Here is a 14,873-nt window from a genome sequence, read left to right as displayed (position 1 = left end):
TTCGATTCGCTTAGAAGCCGGGAATTTTCGCGATCTTGGCGTTCTTCCGGAACATGTCATCGTTCTTCTTTACGAACTCTTCGGCCGTGATCTTGCCGGCCAGCAGCTCGGAATAGGCAGCGACCATATCGTCATAAGGCAGCGGGACGATATAAGCTTCGTCGCCGTGACGGGACAGCTTGCCCGAGTTGACGATATTCTGAATCTCTTTCAACGACTCCGGCATCTTGTCGGATACGTCGACGTCCTTGAACGCGCTGACTCCCGGCGAGATCTCGAGGTAAGACTGCACCTGCGCCTGGTCGGACAGGAAACGGAGCAGATCCTTGGATGCTTCGGCATGCTTGCTGTTCTTGGCGATGTAAACCTGCGTAGCGCCGGTGAGCGCAATCGTCTGGCTGCCGTCCGTATTAGGCAGCGGGAAAAATCCGATCTCTGCGGCCGGGTCGATCTTGAGCAGCTCCGGCACGACGAAAGCGCCCTGGAAGATGATCGCCGCATCGCCTTTGACAAGCATTTGTTGCTGTTTTTCGTAGGTGGCCGTCAGCAGATCCTTGTTCAGGTAGCCTTTCTTCGACCATTCCTCGACTTGCTTGTACTGTTCGAGAAAGCCCGGGATGTCCTTCCAGCCGATTTGGTTGTTGTTCAGCTTGTCCCAGATGGTCGGGTCCTCTCCGCCGATGACGCCGTTCACGCCATTGCGGTGCTGCAGCATCGTCCAGCCGTCCTTGGCCGCGAAGTAAATCGGCGTCTTGTCGGCTGTCTTGATCTTCTCGAGCGTTTGGTTCAGCTCGTCCAACGTCTTCGGAGGCGTCAACCCCAGGTCGGCGAATACTTTTTTGTTATAAAAGGCTCCCCACGAACTCAGCGCCATCGGAGAAGGAAAGCCGTAGATCTTGCCGTCCGCGTACTTCATGGAAGCAAGGGCGATATCGTTGAGCCTGGATTCGAACGGTTCGCCCGAGATCTCGAGCAGTTGGTTCGGTACGTCATACTTGGCGTAAGCGCCGAAGAAGATATCGATGTCCCCGCCGCCCGACAGCTTGGCCTTGACCAGGTTGTCGTATTGATCGTCCTGAATCGCTTGGATGTCGACCTTGTTGCCCGTCTGGGCCTCCCACTTGGCGATGAGGTCCTTGATTCCGCCGTAGTTCAGCTGGCTGGCCGCGGCGATATAGCTGACCGTCACCGGATCCGGCTTGGCAGTAGGCTCGGACGAAGCCGTCGCCGATGCCAACGCCGAGGCCGTTGCCGACGCTGTAGCTTCGGACGACGCGCTAGCGCCTTCGTTATTGTTCGAGCCGCAAGCTGCCAGCGCGAGCATCAGCGCGCTGGCGGCCGCGATGGCCCCTGACTTTCGAATTGCAGAATTCATGCGAATCCCCCTCTGATCGTTCGGTTCCGATGTACGTTCGCAACCGTTGAATTAACTGTAACCGGATTCAACCGGGCAGAAAATGAAGATTTATGACTGGTTGCTTTATACTTTTATGATTATAATCACTGTGCGGCCGTCTGAGCGCCAGCGAACGGAGGCGTCCTCGTGTTCAGAAGACTGGGATTCCAGAACAAGCTGATTCTGACGATCATGATCGTCTTTTTCCTGATCCTGCTGTCGTCCATCAGCTATCTGTATGCCTATATGAGATCGACGCTCGTACGGACCGAGCTTGCGGGTCTCGCTCCGACGACGCAGAAAATATCCGACCAGGTCGATACGCTGTACAAGCAAATCGACTATGCGGCGCTCGGCTTCACGAACAATCAGGACAATCTGAACGTCATGGTCGAGCTGAGCGGCTCGAGTCCCGATAATACGCTCGAGAATTACATATCGCAGGCCAATCTCGCCCACAATCTGAATGCCATCTATAATGTGGTCAGCGATCTCTACCGGGTGATCGTATTCGTGCCGGATAAAAACATATACTTCTCTTACTTCCGCAACGAGCATCTGCAGCGCGATATTCCTTCCGTGTATTCGGATCCCGCGTCCCTGTCCGCGCTGTTCGGCAGGGACAAGCTGTTCGCGGCGCTCCCGCCGCACGCCGATCCGTGGTCCACGGAACCCGGCGACGTCATCTCCGTCGTACGCAAGTTCAGTACGCCCTACTTCACCGACTTCGGGATGGTCGAGATCCAGCTGCCCTACGCCAGCATCGCGGAGATCGCTGCCATCGACCGCGAGCAGACGGGCAAGCAGGTGCTGATCTTCGATGCAGAGGGTTCGCAGATCTACCCTGCGCTTGCCGGAGCGGATGACCGCCGTGCCGAGTTGACCGGCGCCATAACCGACAGGCTGCGCACGGGAACCGACCCCGCGGAGGAGTTGCGGCTAGATGGACGGCCGACCTTGGTCAGCACCTACAAGTCGGCATACCTAGGGTGGACGACCGTCGTCGTCGACGACGGTCTGTCGCTCAGCCGCAATCTGGCCCGCTACCGCACGCTGTTGTTCGTTGTCGGTTTGTTCACCTTTCTCGGCGTCCTGATCGTCTACTACCTGGTGCTTCGCCTCCTGACGAAGCCGCTAAGGAAGCTCACGCGGACCGTGAGGTCGGTATCCCTCGACAATCTGTCGTTCCAGCAAGCGTATCCGGAGCGGTACGAATACGATGAATTAATCTTGCTCAACCGCTCGTTCGAGAATATGGTAGGGAAGCTCAAGCAGTCTATTAACACGGAATACGAGTCTCGGATCCGGGAGGCCGAGGCCAACTATCTGGCGCTGCAGGCGCAGATCAATCCGCATTTCCTCTTTAACACGCTGAACGTCATCGCCGTCCATTGCGAGGAATCCGACGCGCTGATCGCCGCCGACATGTGCTGCCGTCTCGCGGAGATGATGCGCTACAGCGCTTCCTCCGCGGACGCGGACGTCCCGCTGGCGGACGAGCTTCAATATTCCGCCCTTTTCCTGGACTTGATGAGGCTTCATTACGACGATAGTTTGTTCTATGATATGGACGTGCCAGCGGCGATGGGATCGCTGCGCATTCCCAAGCTCTCGCTGCAGCCCTTCGTCGAGAATGCGATCGATCACGGCTTCGACAAGCGGCTCCCGCCTTGGCATATCCGGATCTCCGGCAGGTACGGGGCGCCGGACGACTGGGAGCTCGCCATCGAGGACGACGGAGCGGGCTTCGAGCCCGCTGCCTTGGCGGAGCTGGAGAGCAAACTGTACGAATACCGCTCGAACCTGACGAACGGCAAGCTGATTACGAACCTGCGAATATCCGGTCTCGGCATCCTGAACACATTCGTACGGCTCGTTATTCATTTTGGAGACGAATTCTATTTTCAAGCGTCCAACCGCGGGGATGGCGGCAGCCGGATCTGCTTCGGGGTAGGCAAGCCTAATCACGAGGAGGACAGATCGTCATGATTCAAGTGGTCGTCGCGGAGGACAAGCATCCGATCCTGCGCAGCATCGTGCGGAAGATCGAGGGGTTCGCTCCCGACGTCGTCGTCGCGGGAGAGGCCGCGGATGGCCTATCCGCGCTGGCGATGTGCCGCAGAGTTCGCCCGCAGATCGTATTCACGGATATCCGGATGCCCGGCATGGACGGCCTGCGGCTGATCTCCGAGCTCAAAGAAATACTGCCCGGCACGGTATTCGTCATCATCAGCGGCTACGGCGAATTCGAGTACGCGCGCGAGGCGATCCGGCTCGGCGCTAACGACTTTCTGCTAAAACCGGTGACGCAGCCTGCGATCGACGCGATCTTGAGCAAGGTCGTCCCCAAGCTTCGCGCGGCGCATATCGAATCGGAGAGGAGACGGTGGGGCGATCTGTTGAGAGGTCGCCCCGCGAGACAGGCGGCCGCATACGACCATCAGCGCCAATGGTCGCTGATGGTCGTATGCGCGGGGTCGCTGTCCAGGCTGCTGCCGCGCAGTTCCAAGTCCGGCTCCGCGACGCAGCCCGATCGCGGGCAGGAAGAGTTGGACGACTTGGACGCGCTGCTCGCCCGGTTACTGGCCGGCAATGTCGCGGCCAGGGCGTTGGATGGCGAGGGCATGGACGAGACCATCATCGTATTCGGCAGTACGACAGGCGATCCGATCCCGTACCGTTCCGTCTATGAGGCGCTGTTGTCTCGTTATGAGGGAACCGCATGCCGCCTCGCGGTCTCGGTCCATCCGCGCGTCGAATATCCCGAGGCGCTGCGGTCAGCCTACTTGTCTGCGCGAGCGGCGCTCGACAGGCATGCCGAATTCGGACGCTCGAGCCTCATCATCTTGGACGAGGATACCTCGCCGTACGCGTCCCTCGCCCCCTACAAAATCTACGACAAACACAAGCTGGCCGCTTACCTGAAGTCGGGCCGTAAAGATGCGTTTATGCAAGCGGTCGAGGATTGTCTTCGGCGCTGCGAGACTCAGCGATACACGCAGAGCATGGTGGAGGCGAGCCTCTCCCGCCTCGCGTACGATGTCCGGCAGACTGCGCCGGCCGAAGGGATTGCGGACGCCGAGCTAAAGTGGGAGCTGGACGAGATCTTCGCCTCGTCGGTCGATTATCCGTCTCTTTTCCGGCATCTAACCGCCCTCTTCGAGAACTTCTTCCCTTCGGCGTCCGACGCCGCGCTGTCCGACGGCTCGATCGGGCAGCTCATTGACAAAGCGGAGGCCTACTTCATAAACCATCTGTCCGAAGAAATCACGGTGGCCGACGCGGCCGATTTCGTCAATCTCAACGTCTCTTTTCTAAGCAGGGAATTCAAAAAAGCCAAAGGCCTCTCGCCGATCGAATACCTGACGCAGCTTCGCATCGATCTGGCCAAGCGGCTCATCGAAGATCCCTCCGACCTCAAGTTCCGGGAGATCGCGGCGATGGCAGGATATCCGAACCAATACTACTTCAGCAAGGTATTCAAGCAGGCGACCGGACTTACGCCTACTGAATTCAAGAGCTTGCGCATCGGGCGCTCGCCTGCCGAAGCGATCCAGGACGATACGAAGAAATAATCAAATAAACGAAGCAAGGACGCAGCGAATGTCGCTGCGTCCTTGCTTCGTAGAACCCGTTAAAGCTTGCGAATCCCGTACTCGCGCCAGCGGTCGTCCACCAGCTTCACGATGTCCTCGCGCGGGAACAGCTCGTCCGGATACCCCGGCTTCATGCGCGCGTCGATGACGATCGGCAGTCCGTAGCCGATGTGGTGGCGGCTCGCGATCGTCTTGGCGTACATGTCGTGCGCCGGATTGAACCGCGTGAACACGGTCCACAGGAACTGGCGCTCCGAGGCCGCGATACTCGCGTCGTCCGCCAGAACGATAAGCGGCCACTGCCAGTCGCCGCTCCCGGATAAGGTCTCGGCCAGCCGCTCGGCCAGCTCCGGCGCGCGCTCGAAGGCGTCCCCGCTCACGACGAGGCAGCCGGGGCCGAACACGCGGATGTCCGCGATGCCGGGCAAGTCGCCGCCCGTATATTCGCGCGGCAGCTCGCGGATCGGATCGCCGACGCCCAGCATGACGGCTTTGGAGCCGTGATTGAGTCTGCGTCCGGTATAGTCCAGCGTGTCGTGCGACGTATTGTCGAACACGAACAGGTCCTTGAGTGGATCGAAGCGCTCCAGCACGGCGGTCAGCAGCTCTCCGAAATGCTCCAGCTCGACCGGACGGTCCGTCAGCATGAGGAACTTGGTCAGCGACAGCTGGCCCTGCCCGAGGATGCTGAAGGCGGTGCCGAGCGCCTCGCGCGAATAGCTCTCGCGGACGACGGCGGACGCCAGCGCGTGGAAACCCGTCTCGGCGTACGTCCATAGGCTGCGGATGCCCGGCATGACCATGGGGAACGCGGGCGACAGCAGCCGCTGCAGGAACTCGCCCAGGTAATAGTCCTCCTGGCGCGGCTTGCCGACGATGGTCGCGGGGTAGATCGCGTCCTTGCGGTGCCAGACATGGTCGACGTTGAACACGGGAAAATCGTGCGTAAGCGAATAATAGCCGAAGTGGTCGCCGAACGGTCCCTCGGGACGGCGCAGATGCGGCGGCACGCTGCCCTTGATGGCGAACTCTGCCTCTGCCGGGATGCGGTGCCCGCCGAGCGGGTCCTCGGCCATCGGCAGCTTGCCGCCCAGGATGAGCGAGGTGAGCAGCAGCTCCGGCAGCCCTTCGGGCGCCGGCGCGATCGCCGAGGCGATGAGCGCGGGCGGGCCGCCGAGGAATACGGACACGGGCAAAGCGCGGTTCAACTGCTCCGCCTCGTGATAGTGGAAGCCGCCGCCCTTGTGGATCTGCCAGTGCATGCCGGTCGTCGAATCGTCGTACACCTGCATCCGGTACATGCCTAGATTGTGCTTCTTGCCGTGCGCGGGGGATTCGGTGTAGACGAGCGGCAGCGTGATGAACGGACCCCCGTCCTCCTGCCAGCAGGTGAGCGCAGGCAGCCCTGCCAGCGGCCGCTCGCGCTTGGATACGCCGAGTACGGGCGCGGCGTCCTGCGATACCTTCTTCATGCCGACCTTCATCAGGTCGAGCAGCATGTCCTTCTCCCGCCAGAGCGCGGGCAGCGTCGGCGGCATGAGCGTATCCATCGCGCCGATCAGACGGTTCACCAGCTGCTCGGGGCGCGGTCCGAAGGCACGGTCGACGCGGCGGCTTGTGCCGAACAGGTTGGTGACGACCGGGAACGCGGCGCCTTTGACATTCGTGAACAGCAAAGCCGGGCCCTCTGCATCGATGACCCGGCGGTGTATCTCGGCAATCTCCAGCACGGGGTCGACCGGCGTCTCGATGACGGCCAGGTCGCCCTCCTGCCTCAGCATTTCCAGAAATGGACGAAGCGAAGAAAAAGTCATATGATTCCTCCAGTGGCGTCAGCGTCGGGATAGCTGCCACGCGCGGATCGCCCATAGGCACAGCGCGCTGAACAAGATGGATATGATGATGGTATGCAACAAGCTGGTAAAGACATAGACGTCGTGATGCTCGAGGGTTGCGGTGAGCAGCCAGCCGCTGAGGCTCTGCAGCAGGACGAGGGCAAGCGATACGTAGCCGATCCGGCTCAGCTCCTCGCGTCCGCCGGTGCGGCGCCGGACGAGCAGGACGATCGCGGCGATGAACAGGAACAGCAGGATCGCGCCGACCCTGTGCAGGAACACGATGCCGGTCGCGCCGTTCAGCTCCGGCACGACTTCGCCGTTGCAGAGCGGCCAGCCGATACAGCCGCCCGCCGAGTCGGTGTGGCGTACGTAAGCGCCCAGGTACACGACGCCGTAACAGTAGATGATAATGGCGAGTATCCATCCGAACAGACCCGAGGGCGCGATGCGTCCGCCGAGGCTTGTCCGGTCGGCCGGTCGCGCAGGCGCGGCGGGCTTGCGCTGCTGCGCGGACCCGAGCGACGCCGGGGACGGCACTTCCTTCGCCGGAATCGGCCACTGCCCCGCATCGCCCGTGCGGAGCGCGCGATCCCAGCGTCTAGCCCAGGCGTATAGCAGCCAGGTACTGGTGAAGGCGACCATCGAGATGCCGAAGTGAATGGCGAGGACGGCGTCGGACGTAGGCATGATGACGGCCAACATCCCGAGCACGGCCTGGAAAATCGTAAAGAGCAAAGCGGCGCCCGCGTACAGGCGGGCTTCGCTGCTCGCCGGCTTCAATCGCATCGTGAGCAGGAACACGGCGAAGACCAGCAAGCCCTCGAGACCGCTCACCGCGCGGTGGGTGTATTCAACGATCGATTCGACCGTGTAGGCGGGAATGAACTTCCCGTGGCACAGCGGCCAGTCCGTGCCGCAGCCGCGGCCCGATTCCGTATTGGTGACGACGACGCCGGCGATGAGCACGAGCAGCATGCCGATGCAGCTCCACAAGGCCAGCAGCCTGTAAGCTCTAGCAGTCATATTTCATCCCTGATTTCTATAATGAAGTAGTCGGCTTCGGCCCGATTTCATTATACCCGAGCGTCCGCGGTCAATGCTATGTTCAAAGTGTGAACGGACCGCAGCATTGTGAAGAGTGTCACAAAGGTGTCTAAAATGACCCTTTTCCGGCGCATAAAAACAGCCCCCGAACCGGGCTCTCGCACGGACTCGGGGGCTGCTTGCCGGACGCTTCGATCAGGCCTTCGGCGCGATCTCCGCGGATACCGCGACCGCGCGGTCGAGGAATTGCTCGATCTCCTCGCGCGACTTGCGGAGCTTGCTCACGAAGCGGACCAGCTCCCGGCCTTCGCGGAAAGCGATGAAGCTCGGGATGCCCAGGATATTCAGCTCGCTGCACAGGTCAGGCATATCGTCGCGGTCGATCTCGATGAAGCGGAGCCGGTCGGCATAGGACGCTTCGAGATCGGGCATGAACGGATTGATAAAGTGACAGTCCGGGCACCACGTGGTCTTGAACACCGCCACGGTCAATTCATACGCGCCGACGCGTTCCCGGAAGTCGGATTCGTTCGTTATTTTCTCCATGCCTCATGTCCCCCTTGGCGGGCGCCGTGTCGGCGTCCGGTTCGTTAACGGTCATTATACGCCCGTTCGCGCCGACGTACAACCGGCTGCCGCCAAGGGCTCTGTCGCGCATCGTTACAGATCCCGCTCCACGTCCATCAGCTGCTCGCCGTCATAACCCTCGCTCAGCGTATACGTCGCATGCAGCAGTCCGAGCAGGTCGTCCGCGCTCATGTAGGATACGCCTCCGAGCCGTGCGACGGGCGCTTGCAGCTGCACCTTCTCGCCATTGACGAGCGCTTGGTCGGATCCGAGGGTGAGCACGAATTCCTGGACTGTCGGCTCGTCGTAGAACCGGATCTGCTTGGTCTTCGCTTCGAACGTGATCGGGTTGCCCAGTTGACGCATCGTCTCCTTGACCGGCACGTACAGGTTGCCGTCGTCGTCGCTCGCGAACGGCACGCCCCAATCGGAGCTCAGCGTAAACGACTGATCGTCGATCTCCATGTCGTTCTTCAAGACGTCGTATACGACCGAATTCACGCTCAGCTGATTCAGGAGCTTGCGCGGGTTCAGGTTCGCCAGTTCCTCGACCGTCATGGCGTTCGCCGGCGCTGCGACCTCGCCGAGACCGACGTCCTCGTTGATGTTCCAGAGCTCCTGGGAGGTCCGGATGACCACGCCCTTGAGCGGCAGGTCTTCTTCCGTGAACAAGCCTTCGCCCAGCGCGATCTCGACGTCGGACTTGCGGATGTGAAGGGACTTGTCGGCATACAGGTCGGCCTTGAAGGTCAGCGACTCGTTAAACGTCTCCTGCCAGTCTTCTTCCCGGCTCGCTTCATCGTATTCGTCGCGGAGCTCCTTGACGCCGTCAAGCAGTTCCTGCGCGGCCTGCGTCACTTCCTCCTGCGTCCAATCCGTATCCTCCGGCGCGATGCCGAGCGCTTCCTTGAGCTCCGGCGGCAGGTCCGACGCCCAAGCGGCGAGCCGTTCGAGCAGGCTCCTCACGCCTTGGCCGTCCGAGAGCAGCGAATCCAGGAATACGGGGATGAGCTCGCCCAGTTCCTTGCCGTTCAACTCCGCGTGAACCTTCATCAGATCGGTCGGCGTGCCGTTGATCGGCAGCTGGACCGCTTCGGCTTGAATGCGCGGCGGGTTCGGCAGGTGTCCGACCACGTAGGACCCCACCTGCTTCAGCGCGTCTCTGAACGCTTCCTCCGCGATCTTGGACGTCATATCGCCGAGCCCGGGGACCATCATGTCCTCGCCGGGCATGAGGCCCTCACCGAATTCTCCGGCATCGATCAGGAGCGGGCGCTTCGCGCCTTCTACCGTCAGCAGGACCGTCGTCGGGTCGATCTGCAGCGCGAACGGAATATCCCCTTTGCCCAGGGACAGCTTGCCGCTCGCCTTTACGTTGCCTTTGTCGTCCGATTGCGCCTGATCGAGCTGCAGCTTCACCTTGCTGAACAGTTTGACCAGTCTCTGCGTCTCCGCGTCTTCCTCGGCGAGCGCGTCTTCGTCCCAATTCAGCTCGATCTCGAAGGATCCGCTGCCCGCGGACGACCGGACATCGAGCTGCTTCGTCAGCACCTCGTTCAAATTCACGCCGCCCACGGCTTGACAGCCGACGAGTACGGCGATCAGCATGGCAACCAATGCCAGTCCCAAGCCGCGCGACCTCTTTTTCCCCACTACGCCAATCCCTCCCGATGTTCGCATGACATCCAATGATATCCAATTAACTGATACCCAGTTATGGATAGTTCGACGCGTCATATGGAAATCCTTCCAAGTAGACCGATTCATCGAAATGGAGAGAGGGGGCGAAGGCGATCGAAGACACGACGGGCGCCTACCGACAAAAGCGGGGAAAAACCGACAGGCCGGCGTGGACTAAAATAAGCGCAGGCCTGATTAGAGGCGCCGCCCTCAAGGGGTCGGCGCTGCTCGAATCCGCCCGGCTCGCGCGTCCCCGGAGGTCCCTGAGGCTGCCGAAGGGGATCGCCGCCTGGGCGGAATCCGAGCTGAACGGGGAGATTACCAGGGGCTGGCGCGGAGCGTCGTCCGACTTGGACGCATCCAACGCCGCGCTCGTCGCGTGCGTCCGCGAGGAGACAGACGCTCGCAATCGCAACAACGTGACGCGCACGGCGGCTTACTGGGAGCTGTATAAGGCCTATCCGGAGCTGCATTGGGCGCTGCTCGCGCACCTGGTGTCGCGCAACGGCGGGTGGAACATGACCGACTTGCAGGGCGCCTGGCTGCCCAAGCTGCTGACGCAGCGGGACAGGGCGACCCTGTTCGGCATGCTCGAATCGTGCAACGCGTTAATCTTCCGCGACGCCTATCCCCAGCTTCGGCTGTATGCGGAGAGCCGGCGAATCGGCCGCAGCCGTTTCTCGCTGCTGCCCGCCTTCGGCGTCTCGGCGTTCATGATGCCGTTCTGGGAGCGCTTCTGGATCGAGCGGGATCCCGCTCCGCTGACGGTCGCGCTTATCGTGAACGAGCAGCACGTGATCGAGCGGCGCATCGTGCAGGATCCGGCCTACAAGGACACGGTGCTGAGATCGGCGGCGTTCAAAGGGATGAGACCGCTGCAGCTGCAGCAGGTGATCGTGCCGCTCGGCGGCGCGGCCGCCAGTAGCGGCTCCGGGCACGGCGCGGTCGACGGGGCGGCGCATGGGGCTGAAGGTGGGGTGACGCATGGTCCGCATCTTGCGGGCCGCGTGCTCGAATCGTTCGCGAACGTGGACGAGCGCATCGCCTTCGGCAAGTGCCTCTATGCCATGCTGTTCGCCTATCCCAAGGTGCTTGACGGCGCGCTTGCCTTCGCCGAGCGGGTCAGACACACCGGCTCGCGGGCCGACTATTGGCCTGGCCGGTTTACGCCATGGGGTGCGACAGCGGATCCGGGGGAAATGGAAGGGAAAGAATCAGCGGCCCGCGGCGGCGCCGAACGCCTCTGGTACAGCCCCGAGCTCTCCGACGCCTGGCCCGACCGGCCGCTCGGCTGCGTGCATGAAGGAGATTGGCTGACCGATCTCGACGTCCTCAAGCACTTCAGGTCCTTGCGCGCGCCGATCGTCTTCGCCATGACGCATGAGCATGTCTTCGGCCAACGCAAACTGGAGGCGGCGGCGCTGGCGCTGGAGAGTATGAGGCAGGAATCGCAGACAAGGTGAAGGCCGCGAATGTACCTCCATCGCCTAACTCGGCCCGGTAGACGCACATAGGCTTCAATGCGCGTTTATGTCACCTAACTCGGGCCACTAAGCCGCTCATTTTGCCTCCATTGTGCGCCTCCGTTGCGCGATACTGCCGCATAACTCGACGCATGCCGAAGTTCTGCAGCCCCGTTAGACGGCGCATGCATGTTCATGCCTCCGCGTGTCTAGCTCTTACAGATCATCAGCTTGTTGCCGTCAGGGTCCTTGAACACGAACCAATGTCCGTTCTCGATATCCGTGACCCGCTCCGCCCCGAGCGCGTCTACGTACGCCATCGAGCCCTCGAGGTCCGCCGTCGGCAGCATGAGCGCCGGCGTCCCGATCGCCGGTGCCCCGCCCGGCTCGGCGCCTCCCCACCGCGGCATCGTATCGAGTACGATGTCGGTCCCGTCCAGCGGCAGCACGCAGAGATGGCCGAACAAGATCTCGCATTCGCGCTCCTCGTATCCGAGCAGGCGGCAGTACCAGGACCTCGACCGCTCGATGTCTTTCACCGGGATAAACACGCTCGCCACCCTGCGCATAATCGGATTCGCAGGAGCCGGTCGCTCTTCCGACGTATTCGCGTTCATCGTCATTCTCCTCTTCCTCCCTGTCCGAATCGGATGTCCAAGATCGATCCCATCTCGGTAAAACCGACTTTGCGATACGCGCGGCTCGCGATCGGGTTCGCGGCGTTGGTATACAGCATCGGCGTCAGACGCTCCCGCAGCAGCATGGCGCTGAGTTCGGCGACCAGCGCGCCCGCGAATCCCCGGTTGCGACGCTCAGGCGGCGTGTACACGGCATTGATGCGTCCGTGGCGGGACGAACGGTGAGCGATGTTCGCGATGGAGACGACGGCGCCGTCCGTTTCCCACAGGTACAGATTGCCCGTGCCGATCGCGCCTGACGCGGCTTGCAATTGGCTGTCCGTATCGGCGGATACGCCGTGCGCGTCCCGTGCGAACCCCGCGAAGAAAGCGGCTATCGTGCGCAGATCGCGTTCGTCCGCCGGCCGTAACGCTCCGCTCACGCCCTCGGGCTTGTTCACCGCGAGACAGTGGTACGCGTCTAATGTCATATAGGGATGACAGCCGGTTCCTCTGTCCGTTGCATAAGCTGCTGCGAACGCCTCCGCCACCCCCGGCTTCGCCGTAACCCCTGGCAATAGGGGAACGTCCTTCAAACGCTCAATTAACGCGCCGATCGCGTCTTCGCGATACGCGGACGATGCCCCCGGCGAGACCCATAGCCAGCCGTTGTACCCGGGCGTCTGGACGAACAGCATGCGGCCGTCCTCTGCCTTCCACCCCAACGCTTCGTTCGAATCGAGTACGCGATAGACGAGATTGTAAGGCACTTCGTCTTGTCGGAAGGCGTCCAGCAGAACGGCGTCGTTGACCGTCAGACGTTCAAGCTTCATAGGCAAAGCCCCCTTAGATTATGCTGACTTCTTGCCCTGTTTCTGCGCTGTAACCATAAATTATCAAATGGAACTCCTGGAAAATCAAGTATAATTTATCAAAGTACACGGAAAAGACCCCATCCATTCGGACGGGGCCTTCCCGATATACTTGTTATACCGCGCTACGCGCGCGCCTGCCGCGCGCAAAGCGCAGGAACGGGCGCAGCACCCGCCGGATGCGTGCCGGATACGACTCCAGGTCTTCCGCGCGAAGCACGCCGAACGCGGTCAGCAGCACCGGATACACGGCGCAGATCAGCAGGCCGAGGGCGCCCGTGGTGAGCAGATACGGCCACTTGCCGCCGAGCGGCGCCGTCAGGTGCAGCACGGCGTACACGAGCAAGCCGCCCGCCGCGGAGAGCAGCAGCACCGTAGCGGCGAAGCCCGTCCAGCGGTCGCCCAGCGCGCGCACGCCGGCCCGCTTGCGGATCGACATCATGTTCGTCATCGTGGCGAACATGAAGCAGAGCGTCGTCGCGGACACCAACCCGTACACGCCGAAGAGAGGCGTCAAGATCAGCGTCAGCACCAGCTTGACGAGGATCCCCACGAGCGTATGCTTCATCGCGAGTCGCTGCTGGCCCAGCCCGAACAGAATGGAGTTCGAGGTCATCATCGTAATCTGGAAAATCGTGCCCCCCGCCAGCATGCCGACGATGAGGCTCGCGTCCGGATTCGGAAATAACAACCCGTTGATCGCATGGGCGCCGACCGTCATTAACAGCACGATCGGCATGCCGGAGAAAATCCCGATCCTGAGCGCCAAGGTCGCCTGACCGGTCACCCGCTCTCTGTCGCCGGACGCAAAGGCAGCGGAGAGCACGGGCAGGATCGACTGACTGAGCGCGATCGCGAGCACCGGCGGGATGCCGGCGATGGCCTGGGCGTTGTTGGTCAGATCCGCGAGCCAGTTCAGCGTCTTCGCCTCGCCAAATCGCCATTCGCTGAGCCGCGTAAGCAGCGATTGGTCGATGATATAGATCGCCTGGACGGTCATCGCCGTCACCAGAATGGGGATGGAAATGCGAAAAATGGCGCGGTAAATATCGCGATTCGAACGAAGTACCGGAGGTCCGCCGGCACGTGACCCGGTGGCAAACGTCTTTTCCGTCCGATTCAGTTCGCCCGTGCGCTCATCGCTTTTCCTGAGCTTGACGGCATAGTAAAGCATGACGGCGAACGCGCCGACGCTGCCGACGACGCTGCCGAGCGCCCCGCCGGCCGCCATTTTTTCATTGCCGTAGCCCCAGCCGTGCATCGCGAATACGATTCCGATCGCCGTCACGACGCGGGCGATCTGCTCTACGACTTGAGATACGCCGCCCGCCATCATCATTTGACGGCCTTGGAAGTAGCCTCGCATCATCGCGATTATGGGAAACAGCAGCAGCGATGGCGCAATCGCCCGAATGGCAAGCGTCGCATGCTCCGTGCCGGCCAGCCATGTGTAGACCGGCGCCAGCAGCAGCAGGCCGATCGTGAGCGTGATGCCGGCAATCGCGCCAAATCGGAGCGCCGCCCGGAAAATACGCCTGACCTCGTTTCCCCGCCCGAGTTCGACGCGCTCCGAGACCATCTTGCTGACCGCGCTCGGGATGCCCGCGGTCGCAAAGACAAGCAGCAACAGATATACATTGTTCGAGACCCCGAAGGCGCTGATGCCGACCTCGTCCATGACCTCCGAGAGCGGCACGCGCTGGAAGATTCCGATCACGCGCGCGACCAAGGCCGCCGCCGTCAGAATAAGCGTGCCTTTGATGAGCGAATCCTTTTTAACCATGTACGGGTATCATTCCT

11 protein-coding genes are annotated in these 14,873 nt (G+C 61.6%); 3 read left to right on the top strand and 8 right to left on the bottom strand.

Annotated features, from left to right (window positions below; genetic code table 11):
• Positions 1 to 10: 10 nt before the first annotated feature.
• Positions 11 to 1,375 (bottom strand): ABC transporter substrate-binding protein, encoded by a 1,365-nt coding sequence (locus tag PQG80_RS05190; protein ID WP_271750156.1) that lies wholly within the window; start codon positions 1,373 to 1,375, stop codon positions 11 to 13.
• Positions 1,376 to 1,543: 168 nt separating this feature from the next.
• Between PQG80_RS05190 and PQG80_RS05185 the strand changes: the two genes are divergently transcribed.
• Together PQG80_RS05185 and PQG80_RS05180 are read left to right on the top strand one after the other, a co-directional pair.
• Positions 1,544 to 3,385, top strand: coding sequence for a sensor histidine kinase (locus PQG80_RS05185; RefSeq protein ID WP_271750155.1), 1,842 nt, complete (start codon positions 1,544 to 1,546; stop codon positions 3,383 to 3,385).
• Entirely contained in the window at positions 3,382 to 4,971 is a 1,590-nt protein-coding gene (locus tag PQG80_RS05180) for a response regulator transcription factor (RefSeq protein ID WP_271750154.1), read from the top strand. Before PQG80_RS05185 ends, PQG80_RS05180 begins: the two co-directional genes overlap by 4 nt.
• A gap of 59 nt (positions 4,972 to 5,030) precedes the next feature.
• Here the strand turns inward: PQG80_RS05180 and PQG80_RS05175 are convergent, their stop codons facing one another.
• From PQG80_RS05175 to PQG80_RS05160, 4 genes are all read right to left on the bottom strand, one after another.
• On the bottom strand, positions 5,031 to 6,806 hold the full coding sequence (locus PQG80_RS05175; protein ID WP_271750153.1) for a UbiD family decarboxylase: 1,776 nt from the start codon (positions 6,804 to 6,806) through the stop codon (positions 5,031 to 5,033).
• Between the two features lie 18 nt (positions 6,807 to 6,824).
• Positions 6,825 to 7,853, bottom strand: coding sequence for a COX15/CtaA family protein (locus tag PQG80_RS05170; protein ID WP_271750152.1), 1,029 nt, complete (start codon positions 7,851 to 7,853; stop codon positions 6,825 to 6,827).
• 216 nt (positions 7,854 to 8,069) lie between these two features.
• A complete protein-coding gene (locus PQG80_RS05165) occupies positions 8,070 to 8,420 on the bottom strand; it encodes a thioredoxin family protein (RefSeq protein ID WP_271750151.1) in 351 nt (116 codons plus the stop codon).
• A gap of 114 nt (positions 8,421 to 8,534) precedes the next feature.
• Entirely contained in the window at positions 8,535 to 10,070 is a 1,536-nt protein-coding gene (locus PQG80_RS05160) for a stalk domain-containing protein (protein WP_271750150.1), read from the bottom strand.
• Between the two features lie 401 nt (positions 10,071 to 10,471).
• Between PQG80_RS05160 and PQG80_RS05155 the strand changes: the two genes are divergently transcribed.
• The gene (locus PQG80_RS05155) at positions 10,472 to 11,584 is read left to right on the top strand and encodes a DUF2515 family protein (RefSeq protein WP_271750149.1); all 1,113 of its coding nucleotides are present in this window, start codon (positions 10,472 to 10,474) and stop codon (positions 11,582 to 11,584) included.
• Positions 11,585 to 11,793: 209 nt separating this feature from the next.
• On the opposite strand, the gene PQG80_RS05150 is transcribed toward PQG80_RS05155, so the two are convergent.
• From PQG80_RS05150 to PQG80_RS05140, 3 genes are all read right to left on the bottom strand, one after another.
• Positions 11,794 to 12,207, bottom strand: coding sequence for a VOC family protein (locus PQG80_RS05150; protein ID WP_271750148.1), 414 nt, complete (start codon positions 12,205 to 12,207; stop codon positions 11,794 to 11,796).
• Positions 12,204 to 13,034 (bottom strand): GNAT family N-acetyltransferase, encoded by an 831-nt coding sequence (locus tag PQG80_RS05145; RefSeq protein WP_271750147.1) that lies wholly within the window; start codon positions 13,032 to 13,034, stop codon positions 12,204 to 12,206. Before PQG80_RS05145 ends, PQG80_RS05150 begins: the two co-directional genes overlap by 4 nt.
• Before the next feature lie 154 nt (positions 13,035 to 13,188).
• Positions 13,189 to 14,856 carry a putative polysaccharide biosynthesis protein gene (locus PQG80_RS05140; RefSeq protein ID WP_271750146.1) on the bottom strand — a complete coding sequence of 556 codons (1,668 nt, stop codon included), beginning with the start codon at positions 14,854 to 14,856 and terminating at the stop codon, positions 13,189 to 13,191.
• Between the last annotated feature and the right edge of the window lie 17 nt (positions 14,857 to 14,873).

Source organism: Cohnella rhizoplanae (assembly GCF_948329515.1).
Classification (GTDB): Bacteria; Bacillota; Bacilli; order Paenibacillales; family Paenibacillaceae; genus Cohnella; species Cohnella rhizoplanae.
The sequence above is the reverse complement of the archived record's forward strand: the minus strand, read 5'-3'. Positions and strand labels throughout refer to the sequence as shown.

What these genes read in the sequence shown, in the direction of transcription:
- PQG80_RS05170 (WP_271750152.1), bottom strand. Translation starts at nt 7,853, where the DNA reads ATGACTGCTAGAGCTTACAGGCTGCTGGCCTTGTGGAGCTGCATCGGC.
- PQG80_RS05175 (WP_271750153.1), bottom strand. Translation starts at nt 6,806, where the DNA reads ATGACTTTTTCTTCGCTTCGTCCATTTCTGGAAATGCTGAGGCAGGAG.
- PQG80_RS05150 (WP_271750148.1), bottom strand. Translation starts at nt 12,207, where the DNA reads ATGACGATGAACGCGAATACGTCGGAAGAGCGACCGGCTCCTGCGAAT.
- PQG80_RS05140 (WP_271750146.1), bottom strand. Translation starts at nt 14,856, where the DNA reads ATGGTTAAAAAGGATTCGCTCATCAAAGGCACGCTTATTCTGACGGCG.
- PQG80_RS05145 (WP_271750147.1), bottom strand. Translation starts at nt 13,034, where the DNA reads ATGAAGCTTGAACGTCTGACGGTCAACGACGCCGTTCTGCTGGACGCC.
- PQG80_RS05190 (WP_271750156.1), bottom strand. Translation starts at nt 1,375, where the DNA reads ATGAATTCTGCAATTCGAAAGTCAGGGGCCATCGCGGCCGCCAGCGCG.
- PQG80_RS05165 (WP_271750151.1), bottom strand. Translation starts at nt 8,420, where the DNA reads ATGGAGAAAATAACGAACGAATCCGACTTCCGGGAACGCGTCGGCGCG.
- PQG80_RS05180 (WP_271750154.1), top strand. Translation starts at nt 3,382, where the DNA reads ATGATTCAAGTGGTCGTCGCGGAGGACAAGCATCCGATCCTGCGCAGC.